15 protein-coding genes are annotated in these 16278 nt (G+C 71.4%); 13 read left to right on the forward strand and 2 right to left on the reverse strand.

Features of this window, described 5'->3' with window-relative positions:
* The first annotated feature begins 2 nt into the window (after positions 1-2).
* A complete protein-coding gene (locus tag Q0R63_RS09865; RefSeq protein ID WP_295696844.1) occupies positions 3-746 on the forward strand; it encodes an alpha/beta hydrolase in 744 nt (247 codons plus the stop codon).
* Between the two features lie 27 nt (positions 747-773).
* On the forward strand, positions 774-2246 hold the full coding sequence (locus Q0R63_RS09870) for a HAMP domain-containing sensor histidine kinase (RefSeq protein ID WP_295696845.1): 1473 nt from the start codon (positions 774-776) through the stop codon (positions 2244-2246).
* Here the strand turns inward: Q0R63_RS09870 and Q0R63_RS09875 are convergent.
* Positions 2225-2896, reverse strand: a complete 672-nt coding sequence (locus Q0R63_RS09875; protein WP_295696847.1) for a response regulator transcription factor — start codon at positions 2894-2896, stop codon at positions 2225-2227. The genes Q0R63_RS09870 and Q0R63_RS09875 overlap by 22 nt on opposite strands.
* A gap of 177 nt (positions 2897-3073) precedes the next feature.
* Between Q0R63_RS09875 and Q0R63_RS09880 the strand changes: the two genes are divergently transcribed.
* Positions 3074-3919: a hypothetical protein gene (locus Q0R63_RS09880; protein ID WP_295696849.1), complete on the forward strand. Its 846-nt coding sequence runs from the start codon at positions 3074-3076 to the stop codon at positions 3917-3919.
* A gap of 127 nt (positions 3920-4046) precedes the next feature.
* Here Q0R63_RS09880 and ppk2 read toward each other — a convergent pair whose 3' ends face one another.
* On the reverse strand, positions 4047-4871 hold the full coding sequence (ppk2, locus tag Q0R63_RS09885) for a polyphosphate kinase 2 (protein WP_295696850.1): 825 nt from the start codon (positions 4869-4871) through the stop codon (positions 4047-4049).
* 85 nt (positions 4872-4956) lie between these two features.
* Here ppk2 and Q0R63_RS09890 point away from each other — a divergent pair, with 85 nt between their 5' ends.
* The 10 genes from Q0R63_RS09890 (at position 4957) to Q0R63_RS09935 (ending at position 16260) form a co-directional block, all read left to right on the forward strand.
* Positions 4957-5598, forward strand: coding sequence for a hypothetical protein (locus Q0R63_RS09890; protein ID WP_295696851.1), 642 nt, complete (start codon positions 4957-4959; stop codon positions 5596-5598).
* A 74-nt stretch (positions 5599-5672) separates the two neighbouring features.
* Positions 5673-6278, forward strand: a complete 606-nt coding sequence (locus tag Q0R63_RS09895; protein WP_295696852.1) for a TetR/AcrR family transcriptional regulator — start codon at positions 5673-5675, stop codon at positions 6276-6278.
* A gap of 97 nt (positions 6279-6375) precedes the next feature.
* On the forward strand, positions 6376-8046 hold the full coding sequence (locus tag Q0R63_RS09900; RefSeq protein ID WP_295696853.1) for an AMP-binding protein: 1671 nt from the start codon (positions 6376-6378) through the stop codon (positions 8044-8046).
* Between the two features lie 8 nt (positions 8047-8054).
* Positions 8055-9479 carry an acyclic terpene utilization AtuA family protein gene (locus tag Q0R63_RS09905; protein ID WP_295696854.1) on the forward strand — a complete coding sequence of 475 codons (1425 nt, stop codon included), beginning with the start codon at positions 8055-8057 and terminating at the stop codon, positions 9477-9479.
* Positions 9476-9829, forward strand: coding sequence for a hypothetical protein (locus Q0R63_RS09910; RefSeq protein ID WP_295696855.1), 354 nt, complete (start codon positions 9476-9478; stop codon positions 9827-9829). Before Q0R63_RS09905 ends, Q0R63_RS09910 begins: the two co-directional genes overlap by 4 nt.
* 1 nt (position 9830) lies before the next feature.
* The gene (locus Q0R63_RS09915; protein ID WP_295696856.1) at positions 9831-10979 is read left to right on the forward strand and encodes an acyl-CoA dehydrogenase family protein; all 1149 of its coding nucleotides are present in this window, start codon (positions 9831-9833) and stop codon (positions 10977-10979) included.
* Between the two features lie 47 nt (positions 10980-11026).
* Positions 11027-12625, forward strand: coding sequence for a carboxyl transferase domain-containing protein (locus tag Q0R63_RS09920; RefSeq protein WP_295696858.1), 1599 nt, complete (start codon positions 11027-11029; stop codon positions 12623-12625).
* A 10-nt stretch (positions 12626-12635) separates the two neighbouring features.
* Positions 12636-14687, forward strand: coding sequence for a biotin carboxylase N-terminal domain-containing protein (locus tag Q0R63_RS09925; protein WP_295696859.1), 2052 nt, complete (start codon positions 12636-12638; stop codon positions 14685-14687).
* Positions 14684-15457, forward strand: coding sequence for an enoyl-CoA hydratase-related protein (locus tag Q0R63_RS09930; protein WP_295696861.1), 774 nt, complete (start codon positions 14684-14686; stop codon positions 15455-15457). The genes Q0R63_RS09925 and Q0R63_RS09930 overlap by 4 nt, the downstream gene beginning before the upstream one ends.
* Complete coding sequence (locus Q0R63_RS09935; protein ID WP_295696862.1) at positions 15454-16260, forward strand: TIGR03084 family metal-binding protein; 807 nt, start codon at positions 15454-15456, stop codon at positions 16258-16260. The genes Q0R63_RS09930 and Q0R63_RS09935 overlap by 4 nt, the downstream gene beginning before the upstream one ends.
* Positions 16261-16278: the final 18 nt, after the last annotated feature.

The raw sequence follows: 16278 nt of genomic DNA on the forward strand, positions 1-16278 counted from the left end.
CGTTGCCGCTCAACGACGCCCACGACGAGGCGATCCGCACGATGGAGTTCGGTTCGCCCGCGGCGGCGACGCGGGTCGTCATCATCCCGGGTCTCGGGCTGCCCTCCTACGTGATTCCCACGGCCACGGCCCTGGCGGTGCGCGGGATGGCCTGCTCCGTCCTCGACCTCCCCGGGTTCGGGTCCACCTCGAGCCTCTCGTGCGCTCCGGACGTGACGGCGATGGGCCGCGCCGCCGCCGCCTGGATCGCGCGCCTCCCGGTCGCCACCCGGGTGGTGGTCATGGGCCACTCCACCGGGTCGCAGGCCGCGCTCACCGCCGCGCTCGACGTCCAGCACTCCCGTCCCGACGCGGCGCTGGTGATGGCCGGTCCGACGTTCCACCCCGCTCACCGCGGGCCGGTCGGGCTCGCGCTGGCGACCCTCACGGCATACCGGGACGAGACGCTCAGCGAGACGGTCACCGTCGTACCGGACCTCGTCCGCGGCCATCTCCGGGTCGTCCGCATCATCGCCTCGGGCATGCGCGACCGGCCGGAACGGCGACTGGCCGCGCTGCGGCTCCCCCTCGTGCTGACGGCCGGCGAGCACGACACCTACGCGCCGAGGTCATGGCTCGAGACGCTGGCCCGCGCCGCCTCTCGCTCCCCGGCCGTGACGAGCGCGGTGCTGGCGGGTTCGCACAACAACCTCTACACCCATCCCGGCGCCCTGGCCCGCCTGATCGACACCGCCCTGCGCGCCTGAGCCGGCGTCCTCGGCACAATGGGTCGCATGACCGCAGCCCTTGCCCGCCTCTGGCGAGGAGGTCTGCGGCAGCAGGCCACCGTCGCGGCGGGCGCCGTGGTCGCGGTGGCCATGGTCGTTGGCAGCCTCGCCCTGCTCCTGCTGCTGCAGAGCTCCTTGACCTCGACCCTCCAGACGAGCCTCACCGCCCTGGTCGACGAGGACGCGCAGACCCTCGTCGCCGAAGGCATGCAACCGATGGCCGCGGGGGAGGCCGACCGGGGTGCCGACAGCGTGCTGGTGCAGGTCCTGGCCACGGACGGCACCGTCCTCTACACCTCCGAACCCGGTCGCCGGACCCCACCCACCTCGCTGCGGCCGGCGCCGGGTCAGACGGCGGTGAGCGGGCAGCGTCTCCTGCCGGTGCCCGGGCACCTCGCCGACCGACTCGTCGTCGCCCGGGGCGTCGTCCTCGGTGGCGCCCCGGTGGTGGTGGTGGCGATGGCGTCGCAGGAGCCGCAGGAGGAAGCGGTGCTCACCACAGGACTCCTGCTCCTCGGGGGGACGCCCCTGCTGGCGCTGCTCGCGGCGTGGGTCACGTGGTGGCGGGTGGGTCGGGCCCTGCGCTCCGTCGACCTCATCACCAGCCAGGTGGAAGGCATCGGGGCCGCCCACCTCACCCAGCGCGTCCCGGTCCCCCCGACGCGGGACGAGATCGCGCACCTCGCGGCGACGATGAACGAGATGCTCCGGCGGCTCGAGGCCTCGGACTCGCGGCAGCGTCGGTTCGTCGCGGATGCGAGCCACGAACTTCGTTCTCCCCTCTCGACGTTGACCGCTTCGCTGGACATCGCGGAGGCTGATCCGACCGGTCGCACCTGGGCCGAGCTGGCCGGCGTCCTGCAGTCCGAGACGCACCGGATGACCCGGCTCGTCGACGACCTCCTGCTCCTGTCCAAGGTGGACGACGGGGGGCTCGTCCTGCGTCACGAGGACGTGGACCTCGACGACGTCGCCGACCGGGAGTGCCGCCGGCTGCGTCAGGTGAGCGGGGTGACGGTCGAGCTGGATGCCGTCGCCGTGCGGGTCGTCGGCGACGAGCTGCGGCTGGAGCAGGTCGTCCGCAACCTCGTCGAGAACGCGGCCCGCGCGGCCCGATCCGTCGTGCGGGTCGGTGTCAGGCGGCATACCGACGGGAGGGCCGGGTATGCCGCGGTCACCGTCGAGGACGACGGGCCCGGCATCCCGGAGGAGGATCGCGAGCGGGTCTTCGAGCGGTTCGTGCGCCTCGACGAGAGCCGCTCCCGCCGCTCGGGCGGATCGGGTCTCGGCCTCGCCATCGTCCGACAGATCGTCCAGGCGCACGGTGGCACCGTCCGGGTCGGCACCTCTGCCCTCGGTGGGGCGTTGGTCGAGATCGCTCTCCCCACCGGCGATCTCGTCACCGGCGATCTCGTCACCGGCGACGTCCTCACCGGCCACGACACACGCCCCCTGGGTCAGGTCGCCAGCAAGCGGTAGCCCACGCCGCGGACCGTCTCGATGGTGCGGCGGTCGAAGGGCGTGTCGATCTTCTTACGGAGGTAGCCCACATAGACCTCGACGATGTTCACGTCGCCCTCGAAGGCCGTGTCCCAGACGTGCTCGAGGATCTCGGTCTTCGTGACGACCTGGTCGCGGCGGTGCATCAGGTAGTTGAGGAGGGTGAACTCCTTCGGTGTCAGCGTGATCTCCGTGCCGGCCCGCGCGACCCGACGCCGCGCCGTGTCGAGGGTCAGGTCCCCGACCGACATCGTCGCGGGGCGCTCCGGGGCGCCCCGGCGGATGAGGGCCCGGAGCCGGGCGACCAGGATGAGGAAGCTGAACGGCTTCGTGAGGTAGTCGTCCGCGCCGAGGTCGAAGGCGTCGGTCTGGTCGTACTCACCGTCCTTGGCGGTCAGCATGAGGACCGGGGTCCACACGTTGCGGGCCCGGAGCTGCTCGACAACCTGGTAGCCGTTGAGGCCGGGCAGCATGATGTCGAGCACGATGACGTCGTAGGGCAGTTCGCTCGCCGCCCACAACCCGTCGACGCCGTTGCCGTAGACGTCGACCGTGAAGCCCTCCTGGACGAGCCCTCGACGGACGACGTCGGCGAGCGCCTCCTCGTCCTCGACGACGAGGACCTTCATGACCCAGCTCCCGACCCGTGCACCGGGCCCATGGTGTCAGGGCTGCGGTCTCGACTCGTCACGTGCTCAGGCTAGAGCGGGCGGACTGAACTGCTCCTGAGGACGGGTTCTGTGCGTCCTCCGGTCGATCTCAACGTTCTCAGGTCGATCTCAGCGGGCAGGCCCCATGATCGTCAGGTGACGAAGCGCTCCACGCCCCCACGCCTTTCGGCCATGCCCGCGGAGGCGCTCTCGCGGGTTGCGGCCCCGACCGTCGCCTTCTGGGTCGCGAAGGCGCTCTCCACAGCGATGGGCGAGTCGGTCTCCGACTGGTCGATCCGCGCGCTCCCCCCGGTCGTCGCGGTCCTCGTCGGCTTCCTCGCGTTCGCCGCCGCGCTGGCCGTCCAGCTGCGCACCGGCCGCTACGTCCCGTGGCTCTACTGGACCACGGTCGCGATGGTCGGCGTCTTCGGGACGATGGCCGCCGACGTCGCTCACGTCGTCCTCGGACTCCCGTATGCCGCCTCGTTCCTGCTCTGTGCGGCGTTGCTGGCCGGGCTCTTCGCGGCGTGGCAGCGGACCGAGGGCAGCGTCTCGGTGCACGACGTCACGACCACCCGGCGGGAGCTGTTCTACTGGTCCGCCGTCGTCCTCACCTTCGCGATGGGGACGGCCCTCGGCGACCTTGCTGCCGTGACCCTGCGCGGTTTGACGCATGGGTATGCCGGGTCGATCGTGCTGTTCACGGCCGCCATCCTCGTCCCCGTGGCCGGCTACCGGCTGCTGCACTGGGGCCCGGTGCTCTCGTTCTGGTTCGCCTACGTCCTCACCCGGCCGCTCGGCGCCTCGGTCGCCGACTGGCTGGGCAAGCCGGTCGCCGAGCGCGGGGTCGGTCTCGGCTCCGGCTGGGTCGGCCTCGTCCTGCTCCTCGCCATGGCCGCGGTCGTGGCCACGATGGGACGGCGCGGGGAGGTGCTGATCGACGCGGGGGGCGCGGTCGACGTCCATCGGACGGCCCCCGGGGCGTTGGCTGCCGAAGACTGAACAGTCCGAGCCGGGCACCGAGCGGCCAGACGGGGAAACGGAACAGCCCGTTCGGCGGAAGCGTTGGCGGCCGGGCCGCGCCACCAGAGACGGTCATTGGCGAGACGGCCACCGGCGAGACGGCCACTCAGGCCCCGAGGGTCCCGGCGTGGTCGGGGACGGCATGCTGCAGCGACCGGGCGGTCCGCACGTAGCCGTTCGACGGGGGGCGCTTGGGCAGTCGCAGCGACGGCGCCTTCACCTCCGCATACGGGATCTGGGTCAGCAGGTGGGCGATCATGTTGACCCTGGAGCGGCGCTTGTCGTCGCTCTCGACGATGTTCCAACGCGACTCGTCGACGTCGGTGTGCACCATCATCTCGTCCTTGGCGCGCGAGTAGTCCTCCCAGCGCGCGATCGACTCGATGTCGGTGCTCGAGAGCTTCCACCGCCTCATCGGGTCGGTCAGCCGGGACTCGAAGCGCTGTTGCTGCTCGACGTCGCTGACCGAGAACCAGTACTTGTGGAGGCGGATGCCGTCCTGGACGAGCATCCGCTCGAAGATGGGGCACTGGCGCAGGAACCGCTGGTGCTCCTCGGGCGTGCAGTAGCCGAGGACGTGCTCGACGCCGGCCCGGTTGTACCAGCTGCGGTCGAACAGCACGATCTCTCCCGCGGCGGGCAGCAGCTCGACGTAACGCTGGAAGTACCACTGGGTGCGCTGGCGCTCGGTCGGCGTGGGAAGCGCCACGATCCGGGCCTGTCGGGGGTTGAGGTACTCCGTGACACGCTTGATCGTCGACCCCTTGCCGGCGGCGTCGCGACCCTCGAAGATCACCACGACCCGCTCACCCTCGCGGCGGACCCACTCCTGCATCTTGACGAGCTCGCCCTGCAGTCGCAGCAGCTCGCTCTCGTAGACCGACTTCTTGAGGCGCTCCGGATTTGCCACGCTGGCCATCGTGTCACGCATGCGGTGACGGCAACCGATCGTCGGGCGCCCGAATCCACCACGGTTTGGCCGCGCTTCCGGCGGTGATCAGGGTTACGGTGGGCTCATGCCGGAACACGACATTTCAGACATTACTCTCGAAGAGATCCTCGGTGACCTCCGCGCCGAGGGCATCGACCTCGAGACCGGCACCGAGGTCACCCATCGCAGCGACGTGACCGGCGAGATCCGTCACCCGATCCTGTCACCCGACGCGGCCCTCACGCGGCGTCTCGACGTCCTCACCTCGCGTGCACTGCGCACCCTCCACGACCGCCGGCGGCCGTGGACCTTCCTCTCGATCAACCACCTCGTGGTCTGTCCGGCCGGGGTGGTCGTCGTGGATGCGCTCGACGCCCGCAGCCGTCCCTCGCTCCGGCTCGAGGGCGGGACGGGCGGACTGCGGGAGCGGCTCGTCGTCGGCGACCGCGACTGCACCAAGCGGGTGGAGTCGTTGCTCGACGGGGTCCGCGCCGTCACCAGGGCCCTCGCCCGTAGCCTCCCCGAACCGCGTGGCATCGACGTCCACGGGGTGCTCGCCTGGATGGCCGACGACCAGCCGGCACCCAGCGGCGCCTTCACCGTGAGGGGGATCCACGTCATCGGCCCGGACCGGCTCAGTGCCCGGGTCGCGGGGCCCGGCCCGCTCCGGTTCGACGAGATCGAGCTCGTCACGGCCGCGCTGGCCAAGGCGTTCCCGGCCGCCTGAGGGCACGACCTCATCGCGTATGCCGCGACGTCCCGCGGGGGCGCGCTGCCACACCGACGCACTACAGTTCCCCCATGGTCGGGCCGGCAGCGAGGACGCGAGACCCGGAGCGCAAGGGCAAGATCCTCGCTGCGGCGACCGACCTCATCGGCACCCGGGGTTTCAGCTTCGTCTCGATGGCCGACATCGGGCGGGAGTCCGGCATCACCGGGTCGGGGATCTATCGCCACTTCTCGAGCAAGGCGACGATCCTCGTCCACCTCTTCGAGCAGATCATCGACGACCTGATTATCGGCCAAGAGGCCGTCATCGCCGAGAACCACACTCCCGCAACGACGCTCACGCACCTCGTTGACGGCCAGGTGTCCTTCGTGGTCGACCAGCGCGAGCTGGCCCGGGTCTACTACAACGAGGTCCAGAACCTCCCGCGGGACGACCAGTCCCGGCTGCGTCGCAAGCAGCGCCACTACCTCGAGGAGTGGATCGCGCTCGTCGGCCGGTCCCGTCCGGACCTCGACGAGGCCGAGGCCCGCACCCTCGTCCACGCCGCGATCGGGGCCATCCAGTCGCCGCTCTTCCATCGCGTCGACCTCGACGACGAACGACTGCGGACCCGGCTGACGTCCGCGGCCCTCGCCGTCCTCGGCGTCCCGCGGCGCCGGGGCAGCACACGCCCTTGATCTAGTTAATCCCGATTCACTATGCTGGAGGAGCAGCAGCGGACGGCGGAGGTCCGTGCAGAGTCCCGATCCGACACCGGCGTCGTCAGGAGTCCAGATGACCATCGACGTGACCTCCCTCTACGACCGCCGAGCGGACAACCGGTGGGACCGGATCTGCGTCGCCGACCTCGTCGAGCGCGTGACCTGGAGCACGCCCGACAAGGAGGCCCTCGTCGGCTGGGAAGGTGCCTACGGCGACCCCCTCTACGCCCGCCTCACGTATGCCGCGCTCGACGCCTTGGCCAACCGCGTGGCCAACGGCCTGCTCGAGCGCGGGCTGCGACGCGGCGACCGGGCGGTGATGGTCGTCGAGAACTCCGTCGAGGCCTACGCGTTCGCGCTCGGCGCCTCGAAGGTCGGTGTCGTCGTCGCGCCCCTCAACCCGGCTCTTGCGGTCGACGTCGTCGAGCACCTGCTTCGCCGGCTCGCCCCCTCGTTCGCCGTGGTCGACGCGGAGCTGTGGCCGCGGGTGGCCCCGGCCTTCGCCCTCGTGGGTCTCGCGCCGACCGTGACCATCGAGATCGGTGGCGACGTCATCGAGGGGACGGTCGGCTTCACGGAGTTCGCCGAGTCCCCCTCCTCCGTCGAGCCCGAGGCCACGATCCACGGCGACGACATCTGGGAGATCCTCTTCACCTCCGGGACGACGGCGATGCCCAAGGGCGTGATGCTCTCGCACACGAGCAGCACGATGTCGGCTCACGGCTTCGCGCTGACCCTCACCCGCGGCACCCACCCCGAGACCGAGCTGCGGCTGGTCAGCTTCCTGCCGACGATCTACCACATCGGGCACGCCATCTTCGGCCTGTCGGTGCACGCCACCGGGGGCACGCTGATCCTCGGTCGCAAGCCGAGCGGGGCGGCCATCGCCGACGCCGTCGCGCGCGAACGGGCCACCGCACTCTGGGCCGGGTCGCCGATCATGGTGGCCGGGCTGCTCGCCGAGGTGGAGGCCACCCCGCGCGACCTGTCGACCCTGTCGGTCCTGATCTACGGCTGGGCCGAGGTGTCGCCGGCGGTCTACGACGGGCTGCGTCGGCACGCGCCCGACCTCCACATGGTCGAGATCTTCGGGCAGACCGAAGCCATTGCCTGCCACCGGTTCTGGCCCGACCAGCACGAGCAGCTCTTTCGCGCGACCGCTCCCCAGCTCAACGTCATCGGGCTCCCCAGCCCGCTGCTGGCCGCGCGGATCGTCGACGCGTTCGGCGAGCCCCTGGACGGCCAGCTCGGGGTCCCCGGCGAGGCCGTCTACCGCACACCGACTCTCACGGCCGGCTACTACCTCGACGAGGAGGCCACCCGGGCCGCCTTCGAGGGCGGCTGGTTCCACTCCGGCGACAGCTGCGCCGACGACGCGTCCGGCCAGCGGGTCATGGTCGACCGCTTCAAGGACATCGTGAAGTCGGGCGGCGAGAACGTCTCGACCATCCGCGTCGAGTCGGTTCTCACCCTCCACCCCGGCGTCGCGAAGGCCGCGGTCATCGGCCTCGCCGATGAGCGGTGGGGCGAGCGCGTGACGGCCATCGTCATCGCGAAGGAGGCGGGCAGCGTCACCCCCGACGAGCTCATCGCCTTCGCCCGCGAGCGCCTCGCCGGCTACGAGACACCGAAGCAGGTGATCCTCGTCGACGCCCTGCCGGAGACGGTGGGCGGCAAGGTGCTGAAGTACAAGCTGCGCCAGCAGTATGCCGCGCTGGCTGCGGCAGCGACGGCGCCCTCGTGATCCAGGAGGTGGCCACATCGAGCGCTGGAATCACGGCTGCGCACGGCCGAATCGTCCGTATCGGCAACGGAGCCGGCTTCTGGGGCGACTCCGCCCGCGGTCCCGCGCAGCTCGTGCACGACGGCAGCATCGACTACCTCACGATGGACTTCCTCGCCGAGATCACGATGAGCATCCTGCAGAAGATGCGGGCCCGGGACCCCGACAAGGGCTACGCGACGGACTTCGTCAGCCAGCTCGAGGCGATCCTCCCCGAGTGCGTTGCCCAGGGCATCACGGTCATCGCCAACGCCGGCGGGGTCAACCCGGAGGCGTGCGGCCACGCGGTCCGGGCGGTCGTCGACCGGCTGGGGCTCGACGCCGTCGTCGCGACGGTGGCCGGCGACGACGTCCTGCCGCAGCTCGACGAGCTCGTCTCTGCAGGACACGAGCTGCGCCACCTCACCACGGGTGAGCCGCTGGCCGCTCACCTGGACCGGGTGCGGAGCGCCAACGCCTACCTCGGCGCCTTCCCGATCGCCGAGGCCCTGAGGCGGGGAGCGGGGGTCGTCATCACCGGCCGGGTGGCCGACGCCTCCCTCACCGTCGCCCCCCTCATCCACGAGTTCGGCTGGGGCCCAGCTGATCTCGACAAGCTGTCGGCCGCCACCGTCGCCGGTCATATCATCGAGTGCGGGCCGCAGTGCACCGGCGGCAACCTCGACCGGTGGCGCGAGGTGCCCAGCCTCGAGACCATCGGCTACCCGATCGTCGAGGTGACCGAGGACGGCACCTTCGTCGTCACGAAGCCGGTCGGCACCGGAGGCCTCGTCGACGTGGACAGCGTGACCGCGCAGCTGCTCTACGAGATCGGCGACCCGCAGCGCTATCTCACCCCCGACGTGGTCGCCGACTTCACCTCGGTCGTCCTCACCCAGGCAGGCCCCGACCGGGTCCGGGTCACGGGCGTCCGGGGCACCGCGCCCACCGACTCCCTCAAGGTGTCGGTCAGCCTCCAGCAGGGGTGGAAGATCACGGGGGTCCTCACCGTCGGGGGCCCGGACGCCGTCGACAAGGCCCACGCCACGGTGCGCATCCTCTTCGCCCGGCTGGCTGAGGCGGGCGTCACCTTTCCCGAGCAGGACTGTCTCGTCGAGGTGCTCGGCACCAACGTGCTCTATCCCGGCATGCTGCCGAGCCCACCCGGCATACCGTCGGAGGTGCTGCTGCGGATCTGCGTCCGGGGTCCCGACCGGGCCGCGCTCGACCGGCTCGGCGCGGAGATCGCCTCGCTCGTCACGTCCGGCCCACCGGGGCTGACCGGGTTCTCCGGGGGGCGGCCCCGGGCCAGCGAGGTCATCGGCTTCTGGCCCGCGCTGCTCGATCGCGGCGTCGTGTCGGCGACGGTCTCCGTCGGTGACCCCGTGGCCACCGCAGCGGGGGTGCCGGCGTGACGGGCGCGACGGTGCGGCTCGGCGACGTCGCGTTCGCGCGGTCCGGGGACAAGGGCAATGAGGCCAACATCGGCGTCTGGACCCATGACGCGGGGACCTACGCGCACCTGGGTCGGGTGCTCACCGAGGAGGTCGTGGCGGCGCACTTCGCGGCGGTCTGCGACGGCGGCGTGACCCGCTACGACCTGCCCAACCTCAGCGCGTTCAACTTCGTGCTGCACGACGCCCTCGGCGGTGGCGGACTCGTCTCGCTGCGCACGGACGCCCAGGGCAAGACCCTGTCCCTCGGGATGCTCGAGCTGCTCATCCCGACACCCCCGATCACCAACGACCCATCACTGGAGGAGTGAGATGGACTTCGACGAGACCGAGGAGCACACGGCCCTGCGCGAGAGCGTGGCCAAGATCAGCCGGAGCTTCGGTGACCCCTATTTCCGGCAGAAGATCGAGGAGGACGGCCGCACCCACGAGCTGTGGCTGGCCCTCGGTGAGGCCGGGTTCATCGGCGTCAACCTCCCCGAGGAGTACGGCGGAGGTGGGGCCGGCGTGGAGGAGCTCGCGATCGTCGTCGAGGAGACCGCCGCGGCCGGCTGCCCGCTGCTCCTGCTCCTGGTGTCCTCGGCCATCTGCGGCGAGGTGCTCAAGGAGTTCGGCACCCGCGACCAGCAGGCCGCGTGGTTGCCGGCGATGGCCGACGGCACCGACAAGATGGTCTTCGCCATCACCGAGCCCGACGCCGGCAGCAACACCCACCGGATCACCACCACCGCCCGCCGTGACGGCGACGACTGGGTGCTGTCCGGCACCAAGTACTACATCAGCGGCGTCGACGAGGCCTCCCACGTCCTCGTCGTCGCCCGCACCGGGGGTGACCGGACCAAGGGCCGGATGACCCTCTTCGTCGTCGACACCGACGCGCCGGGTCTCGGGCGGTCGCGCATCTCGGTCGAGGCCAAGGCGCCCGAGAAGCAGTTCTTCCTCACCTTCGACGACGTCCGGGTCGGCGACGACCGCCGCGTCGGCGAGGTGGACGCCGGCATGGACATCGTCTTCCGCGGCCTCAACCCCGAGCGGATCACCGGCGCTGCGATCGAGAACGGGATCGGTCGCTACGCCCTCGAGAAGGCGTCCGCCTACGCCCGCGACCGGGTCGTCTGGGACGTCCCGATCGGCTCGCACCAGGGGCTCTCGCACCCCCTCGCCGCAGCCGCCGTCGACGTCGAGCTGGCCCGGCTGATGACGAGCAAGGCGGCCTGGCTCCACGACCGCGGCCGCCCCGCCGGCGAGGCCTCCAACATGGCCAAGTATGCCGCCGCCGAGGCCGCGCTCAAGGCCCTCGACGCCGCCATCCAAACCCACGGCGGCAACGGGTTCGCCTCCGAGTACGGCCTGGCCCACCTCTGGGGGATGGCCCGGCTGCTGAAGATCGCCCCGGTCAGCCGCGAGATGGTCCTCAACTACGTCGCCGGCCACACCCTCGGCCTCCCCCGTTCCTACTGAACCCGTCTACGTCTCCATCTGATTGCTACTGAAGGGAACTCGCTCCCGTGAAGACCCTGACGAGCGTCGTGGACCTCACCTCCGACACGGCCACGGCCAATCGGGCCGGCAACACCGCTCGCCTCACCGAGCTCGCCGTGCAGCAGGCCCTGGCCACCGCCGGCGGCGGTCCCCGCTACGTCCAGCGGCACCGCGACCGCGGCCGGTTGCTCCCCCGCGAGCGGATCGAGCTGCTCCTCGACCGTGACGCCCCCTTCCTGGAACTCGCCGTCGTGGCGGCCTGGGGGACGGAGTATCCCGTCGGCGCGAGCGTCGTCACGGGGATCGGGGTCGTCAGCGGGGTCGAGTGCATGATCATCGCCCACGACCCGACTGTCAGGGGTGGCGCTTCGAACCCCTATACGTGGAAGAAGGTCCTGCGGGCGATGGACGTCGCCCGCGAGAACCGGCTCCCGCTGATCAACCTCGTCGAGTCCGGCGGCGGCGACCTCACCCGCCAGGTCGAGCTGTTCGTGCCGGCGGGACGGCTCTTCCACGACCTGTCGGCGATGTCGGCGGCCGGCATACCGACCATCGCGCTCGTCTTCGGCAACTCGACCGCCGGCGGCGCCTACGTCCCCGGCATGTGCGACTACACCGTCATGGTCAAGGGGCAGGCCAAGGTGTTCCTCGGCGGGCCCCCGCTGGTGAAGATGGCGACCGGCGAGGACGCCGACGACGAGAGCCTCGGCGGCGCCGAGATGCACGCTCGCACATCGGGACTCGCCGACTACCTCGCGGCCGACGAGATCGAGTGCCTGGCCCTCGGCCGGGAGATCATCGCGCACCTCGGGTGGCGCAAGCTCGGCCCCGGCCCGACCGCACCGGCCGACGAGCCGCTCCACCCCGCGGAGGAGCTGCTCGACATCGCGTCGGTCGACCTCAAGGTGCCGTTCGACCCACGCGAGGTGCTCGCCCGCGTCATCGACGGGTCGCGGTTCGAGGAATACAAGCCGCTCTACGGCACGGCGCTCGTCACGGGCTGGGCCTCGGTCCACGGCTTCCCGGTGGGGGTCGTCGCCAACGCCCGAGGGGTGCTGTTCAACGAAGAGGCCAAGAAGGGCACCGAGTTCATCCTGCTCTGCAACCAGTCCGATACCCCGATCGTGTTCCTGCAGAACACGACCGGCTTCATGGTCGGCACGCGCTACGAGCAGACGGGGATCATCAAGGACGGCGCCAAGCTGATCAACGCCGTCACCAACAGCACGGTGCCCCACATCACGATCAACCTCGGAGCGTCCTACGGCGCGGGCAACTACGGCATGTCCGGGCGCTCCTACGACCCCCGGCTGTTGTTCACCTGGCCCGCGTCCAAGACGGCGATCATGGGCCCCGAGCAGCTCGCCGGGGTGATGTCCATCGTCGCCCGCCAGGCCGCCGCCTCCGCGGGCCGCCCCTTCGACGAGGAGGCCGACGCGGTGCGCCGGGCCGAGCTGGAGGCCAAGGTCGAGGCCGAGTCGCTGGCCCTCTTCATGAGCGGCCAGGGCTACGACGACGGCGTCATCGACCCGCGCGACACCCGGTCGGTGCTCGGCATCGCCCTGTCTGCCTGCCACTCCAACGAGATCCGGGGGGCGCGGGCATACGGCGTCTTCCGGATGTGAGGGGCGCACCGTGATCCGCAAGGTCCTCGTCGCCAACCGCGGTGAGATCGCCCGCCGCGTCTTCCGCACCTGCCGGGAGATGGGGATCGCGACGGTCGCGGTCTACTCCGAGCCCGACGCGCAGGCCCCCTTCGTCCTCGAGGCCGACGAGGCCGTGCCGTTGGGCGGCTCGACCCCTGCCCAGTCCTACCTCCGGGCCGATGCCGTCGTCGCTGCGGCCCTGCGCGTCGGCGCCGACGCCGTCCACCCGGGCTACGGGTTCCTCTCCGAGAGCGCCGACTTCGCGCGTGCCGTAGCCGAGGCGGGCGTCACCTTCATCGGCCCGGGGATCGAGGCCATCGAGCTGATGGGCTCGAAGCTCACCGCCCGCGAAATGATGGAGAGGGCGGGCGTCCCCGTCCTCCCGGGAGCCGACCTCACCGGCATCGACGAGCTGGCGTATGCCGCCCTGGCCGACCGCGTCGGCTGGCCCATCCTCGTCAAGGCCTCCTTCGGCGGGGGTGGCCGCGGGATGCGCGTGGTCCGCGACCACGACGCCCTGCGGGGCGCGGTGGCCTCGGCCCGCCGCGAGGCCGGCTCGGCCTTCGGCAACGACACCGTCTTCCTCGAGCACTACGTCGACGAGCCGCGACACGTCGAGATCCAGATCTTCGGCGACCGGCACGGGACGATCGTCCACCTCAACGAGCGCGAGTGCTCGATCCAGCGGCGCCACCAGAAGATCATCGAGGAGTCGCCATCGCCGGCCCTCGACGACGAGCTCCGGACGACGATGGGCCGGGCCGCCGTCGACGCCGGGAAGGCGCTCGGCTATCTCGGGGCGGGGACGGTGGAGTTCCTCCTCACGCCGACCGGCGACTTCTACTTCCTCGAGGTCAACACCCGGCTGCAGGTGGAGCACCCGGTCACTGAGCTCGTCACCGGCCTCGACCTCGTGCGCCTCCAGATCATGGTCGCCGACGGCGAATCACTTCCCGCAGAGGCGCTCTCGCCGCCACCGCGCGGTCACGCGGTCGAGGCCAGGCTGTATGCCGAGGACCCAACCCACGACTTCCTCCCGGCCGCAGGTCGCCTCACCGCCTTCGACGTGCCGCTCGGGCCGGGCATCCGGCTCGACAGCGGCGTCGAGCCGGGCGACGTGGTGTCGACCAACTACGACCCGATGCTCGCCAAGGTGATCGCGCACGCGCCGACCCGGCGCGAGGCGATCGCCCGGCTGGCCAGGACGCTGCGCGCGACCCGGGTCGAGGGTGTGACGACCAACCGCGCCCTGCTCGTGGGCATCCTCGAGCACCCCGACTTCGTCGGCGGGGCGATCGACACCCACTTCCTCGACCGCTTCCCCGTGGCCGAACTCGTCGGCGTCGAGGCGGCGGGGGGTCACCTCGACGCCGCGCTCCTCGCGGTCGCCCTGACCGATCAGGCCCAGAACCGTGCGGCAGTAAAGGTGCTCGGCACCATCCCCTCAGGATTCCGCAACAACCGGTCGCAGCTGCAGACCCGGCGGTTCCACAGCGTCGGCCATGTCACCCCGGACCACGGGCCCGCCGAGGTCGAGGTCGGCTACCTCGTCGCTGCGGCCGAGTCCCGCTACGAGGTCGATGGCCGGCCGATCGACGTCGAGGTGCTCACCACCACCACGGACGAGGTCGACCTCCTCGTGGACGGGGTACGACGCCGCTACCGCGTCGCGCGAGCCGGGCACACGGCATACGTGTCATGGGCGAGTGACTCGCTGGTCCTCGAGATGGTCCCGCGGTTCCCTGACGCGAGAGACGCGCTGGTGCCCGGCTCCCTCGTCGCCCCGATGCCGGGGACCGTCGTCCGCATCGAGGTCGCACCCGGAGACGCGGTCCGGGCCCACCAGACGCTGCTCGTGCTCGAGGCGATGAAGATGGAGCACCCGGTGGCCGCGTCGACGGACGGCGTCGTCGCCAGCATGTCCGTCGTGATCGGTCAGGCGGTCGACAACGGCGAGGTGCTCGTCGTCCTCCAGGAGGATTCCGTCGTCAGCCATTCCGTCGCCACAGACAGCGCCGTCCCGACGGAGGCGACGACGTGAGCCCGGGGAGCGACGTCGTCCGCTACGAGGTGACGGACGCCGCCGCGTGGATCACCATCGACAGACCGGAGGCCCGCAACGCCCTCAGTCGGGCGGTGCGCGAGGGGCTGCGCGAGGCGTTCCTGCGCGCCGAGTCCGACGACGAGGTGGCGGTCATCGTGCTGACCGGCGCCGGTGACCGCGCCTTCTGCGCCGGCGGCGACCTCAAGGAGATGGCGGACGGCAGCCTCACCGTCCCGCCGCCGGACTACGTCCCACAGCCGGGACGGACGCTGCACCTGACCAAGCCGGTCGTCGCCGCGGTCAACGGTGTGGCCCTCGGCGGCGGCTTCCTCCTCGCGCAGTCGGCTGACCTCGTCGTCGCCTCCGAGACGGCCACCTTCGGCATCACCGAGGCCCGTGTGGGCCGGGGCGCGCCGTGGGCGGCTCCCCTCCCCTGGCTCGTGCCCCCACGGGTGGCGATGGAGCTCCTGCTCACCGGCACGCCGATCTCGGCCCGGCGGGCGCTCGAGGTCGGGCTGGTCAACGCCGTCGTGGCTCCGGACGAACTCCGCTCTCACACTGAGGCGCTCGTCGCGACGATCGTCGCCAACGCCCCGCTCTCCGTCCGAGCCGGCAAGGCGATGGTGTATGCCGTGGCCGAGCACGGCCGCTCCGCCGCCTTCGAGGTGGCCGAGGAGATCTGGCGACCCGTCTACCTCAGCCGCGACGCCCAGGAGGGCCCACGAGCGTTCTCGGAGAAGCGTTCCCCGCGGTGGGAGGGCCGGTGACGAGCCTCGTGGTCGCGTCCCTCGTGACCGACCTGGACGCCGAGCGAGCCTCTCTGCTGGGCGTGCTCGACGGCCTCACCCCCGACCAGTGGCACCTGGCGACGCCGGCGCCGGGATGGACCATCCACGACCAGGTCGCCCACCTTGCGTACTTCGACACGGTGACCCGGCTGGCGGTCGAGGACCCTGCGGCGTTCGCGGTCTTCCGGGACGGGCTGGCCGACCTGCAGACCGCCGTCGACGCGGTGGGCCCCGACAACCGCCACCGAGACGCAGCCGCGATGCTCGCGTGGTGGCGGGATGAGCACGCCGCGCTGACGGCGGCCTTCCTGGCCGCCGACCCGGCTGTTCGCGTGCCGTGGTTCGGCCCACCGATGAGCCTGGCGTCGAAGGTGACCGCCCGCCTGATGGAGACGTGGGCCCACGGCCAGGACGTCGTGGACGCGGTCGGCGCCCGGCGTGAGCCGACCGACCGGCTGCGGCACGTCGCGCGCATCGGCGTCCTGGCCCTCCCCAACAGCTTCGTCGCCCGAGGGCTCGAGGTGCCCACCACGCCGGTCCGGGTGAGCCTCACGGCTCCGGACGGCGCATCGACGTGGGACTGGGGCCCGGCCGAGGCGACGGACGTGGTGTCGGGGACCGCCCTCGACTTCTGTCTCGTCGTCACGCAGCGGCGTCACCTCGCCGACACGGCGCTCATCGTGTCGGGCCGGACAGCCCGGGCCTGGATGGACGTGGCCCAGGCCTTCGCCGGGCCGCCCGGCCCCGGTCGACGGCCCGGCCAGTTCGCCTCTGGGCGTTGAGTCGCGGCGGCCGAGACG

The organism is Lapillicoccus sp. (assembly GCF_025353065.1).
Taxonomy (GTDB): domain Bacteria; phylum Actinomycetota; class Actinomycetes; order Actinomycetales; family Dermatophilaceae; genus Lapillicoccus.

Bases quoted from the DNA above. Each gene is read 5' to 3' on its own strand.
- Q0R63_RS09875 (WP_295696847.1), bottom strand. From the start codon at position 2,896: ATGAAGGTCCTCGTCGTCGAGGACGAGGAGGCGCTCGCCGACGTCGTC.
- Q0R63_RS09890 (WP_295696851.1), top strand. From the start codon at position 4,957: ATGCCGGAACACGACATTTCAGACATTACTCTCGAAGAGATCCTCGGT.
- Q0R63_RS09900 (WP_295696853.1), top strand. From the start codon at position 6,376: ATGACCATCGACGTGACCTCCCTCTACGACCGCCGAGCGGACAACCGG.
- Q0R63_RS09895 (WP_295696852.1), top strand. From the start codon at position 5,673: ATGGTCGGGCCGGCAGCGAGGACGCGAGACCCGGAGCGCAAGGGCAAG.
- ppk2 (WP_295696850.1), bottom strand. From the start codon at position 4,871: ATGCGTGACACGATGGCCAGCGTGGCAAATCCGGAGCGCCTCAAGAAG.
- Q0R63_RS09915 (WP_295696856.1), top strand. From the start codon at position 9,831: ATGGACTTCGACGAGACCGAGGAGCACACGGCCCTGCGCGAGAGCGTG.
- Q0R63_RS09870 (WP_295696845.1), top strand. From the start codon at position 774: ATGACCGCAGCCCTTGCCCGCCTCTGGCGAGGAGGTCTGCGGCAGCAG.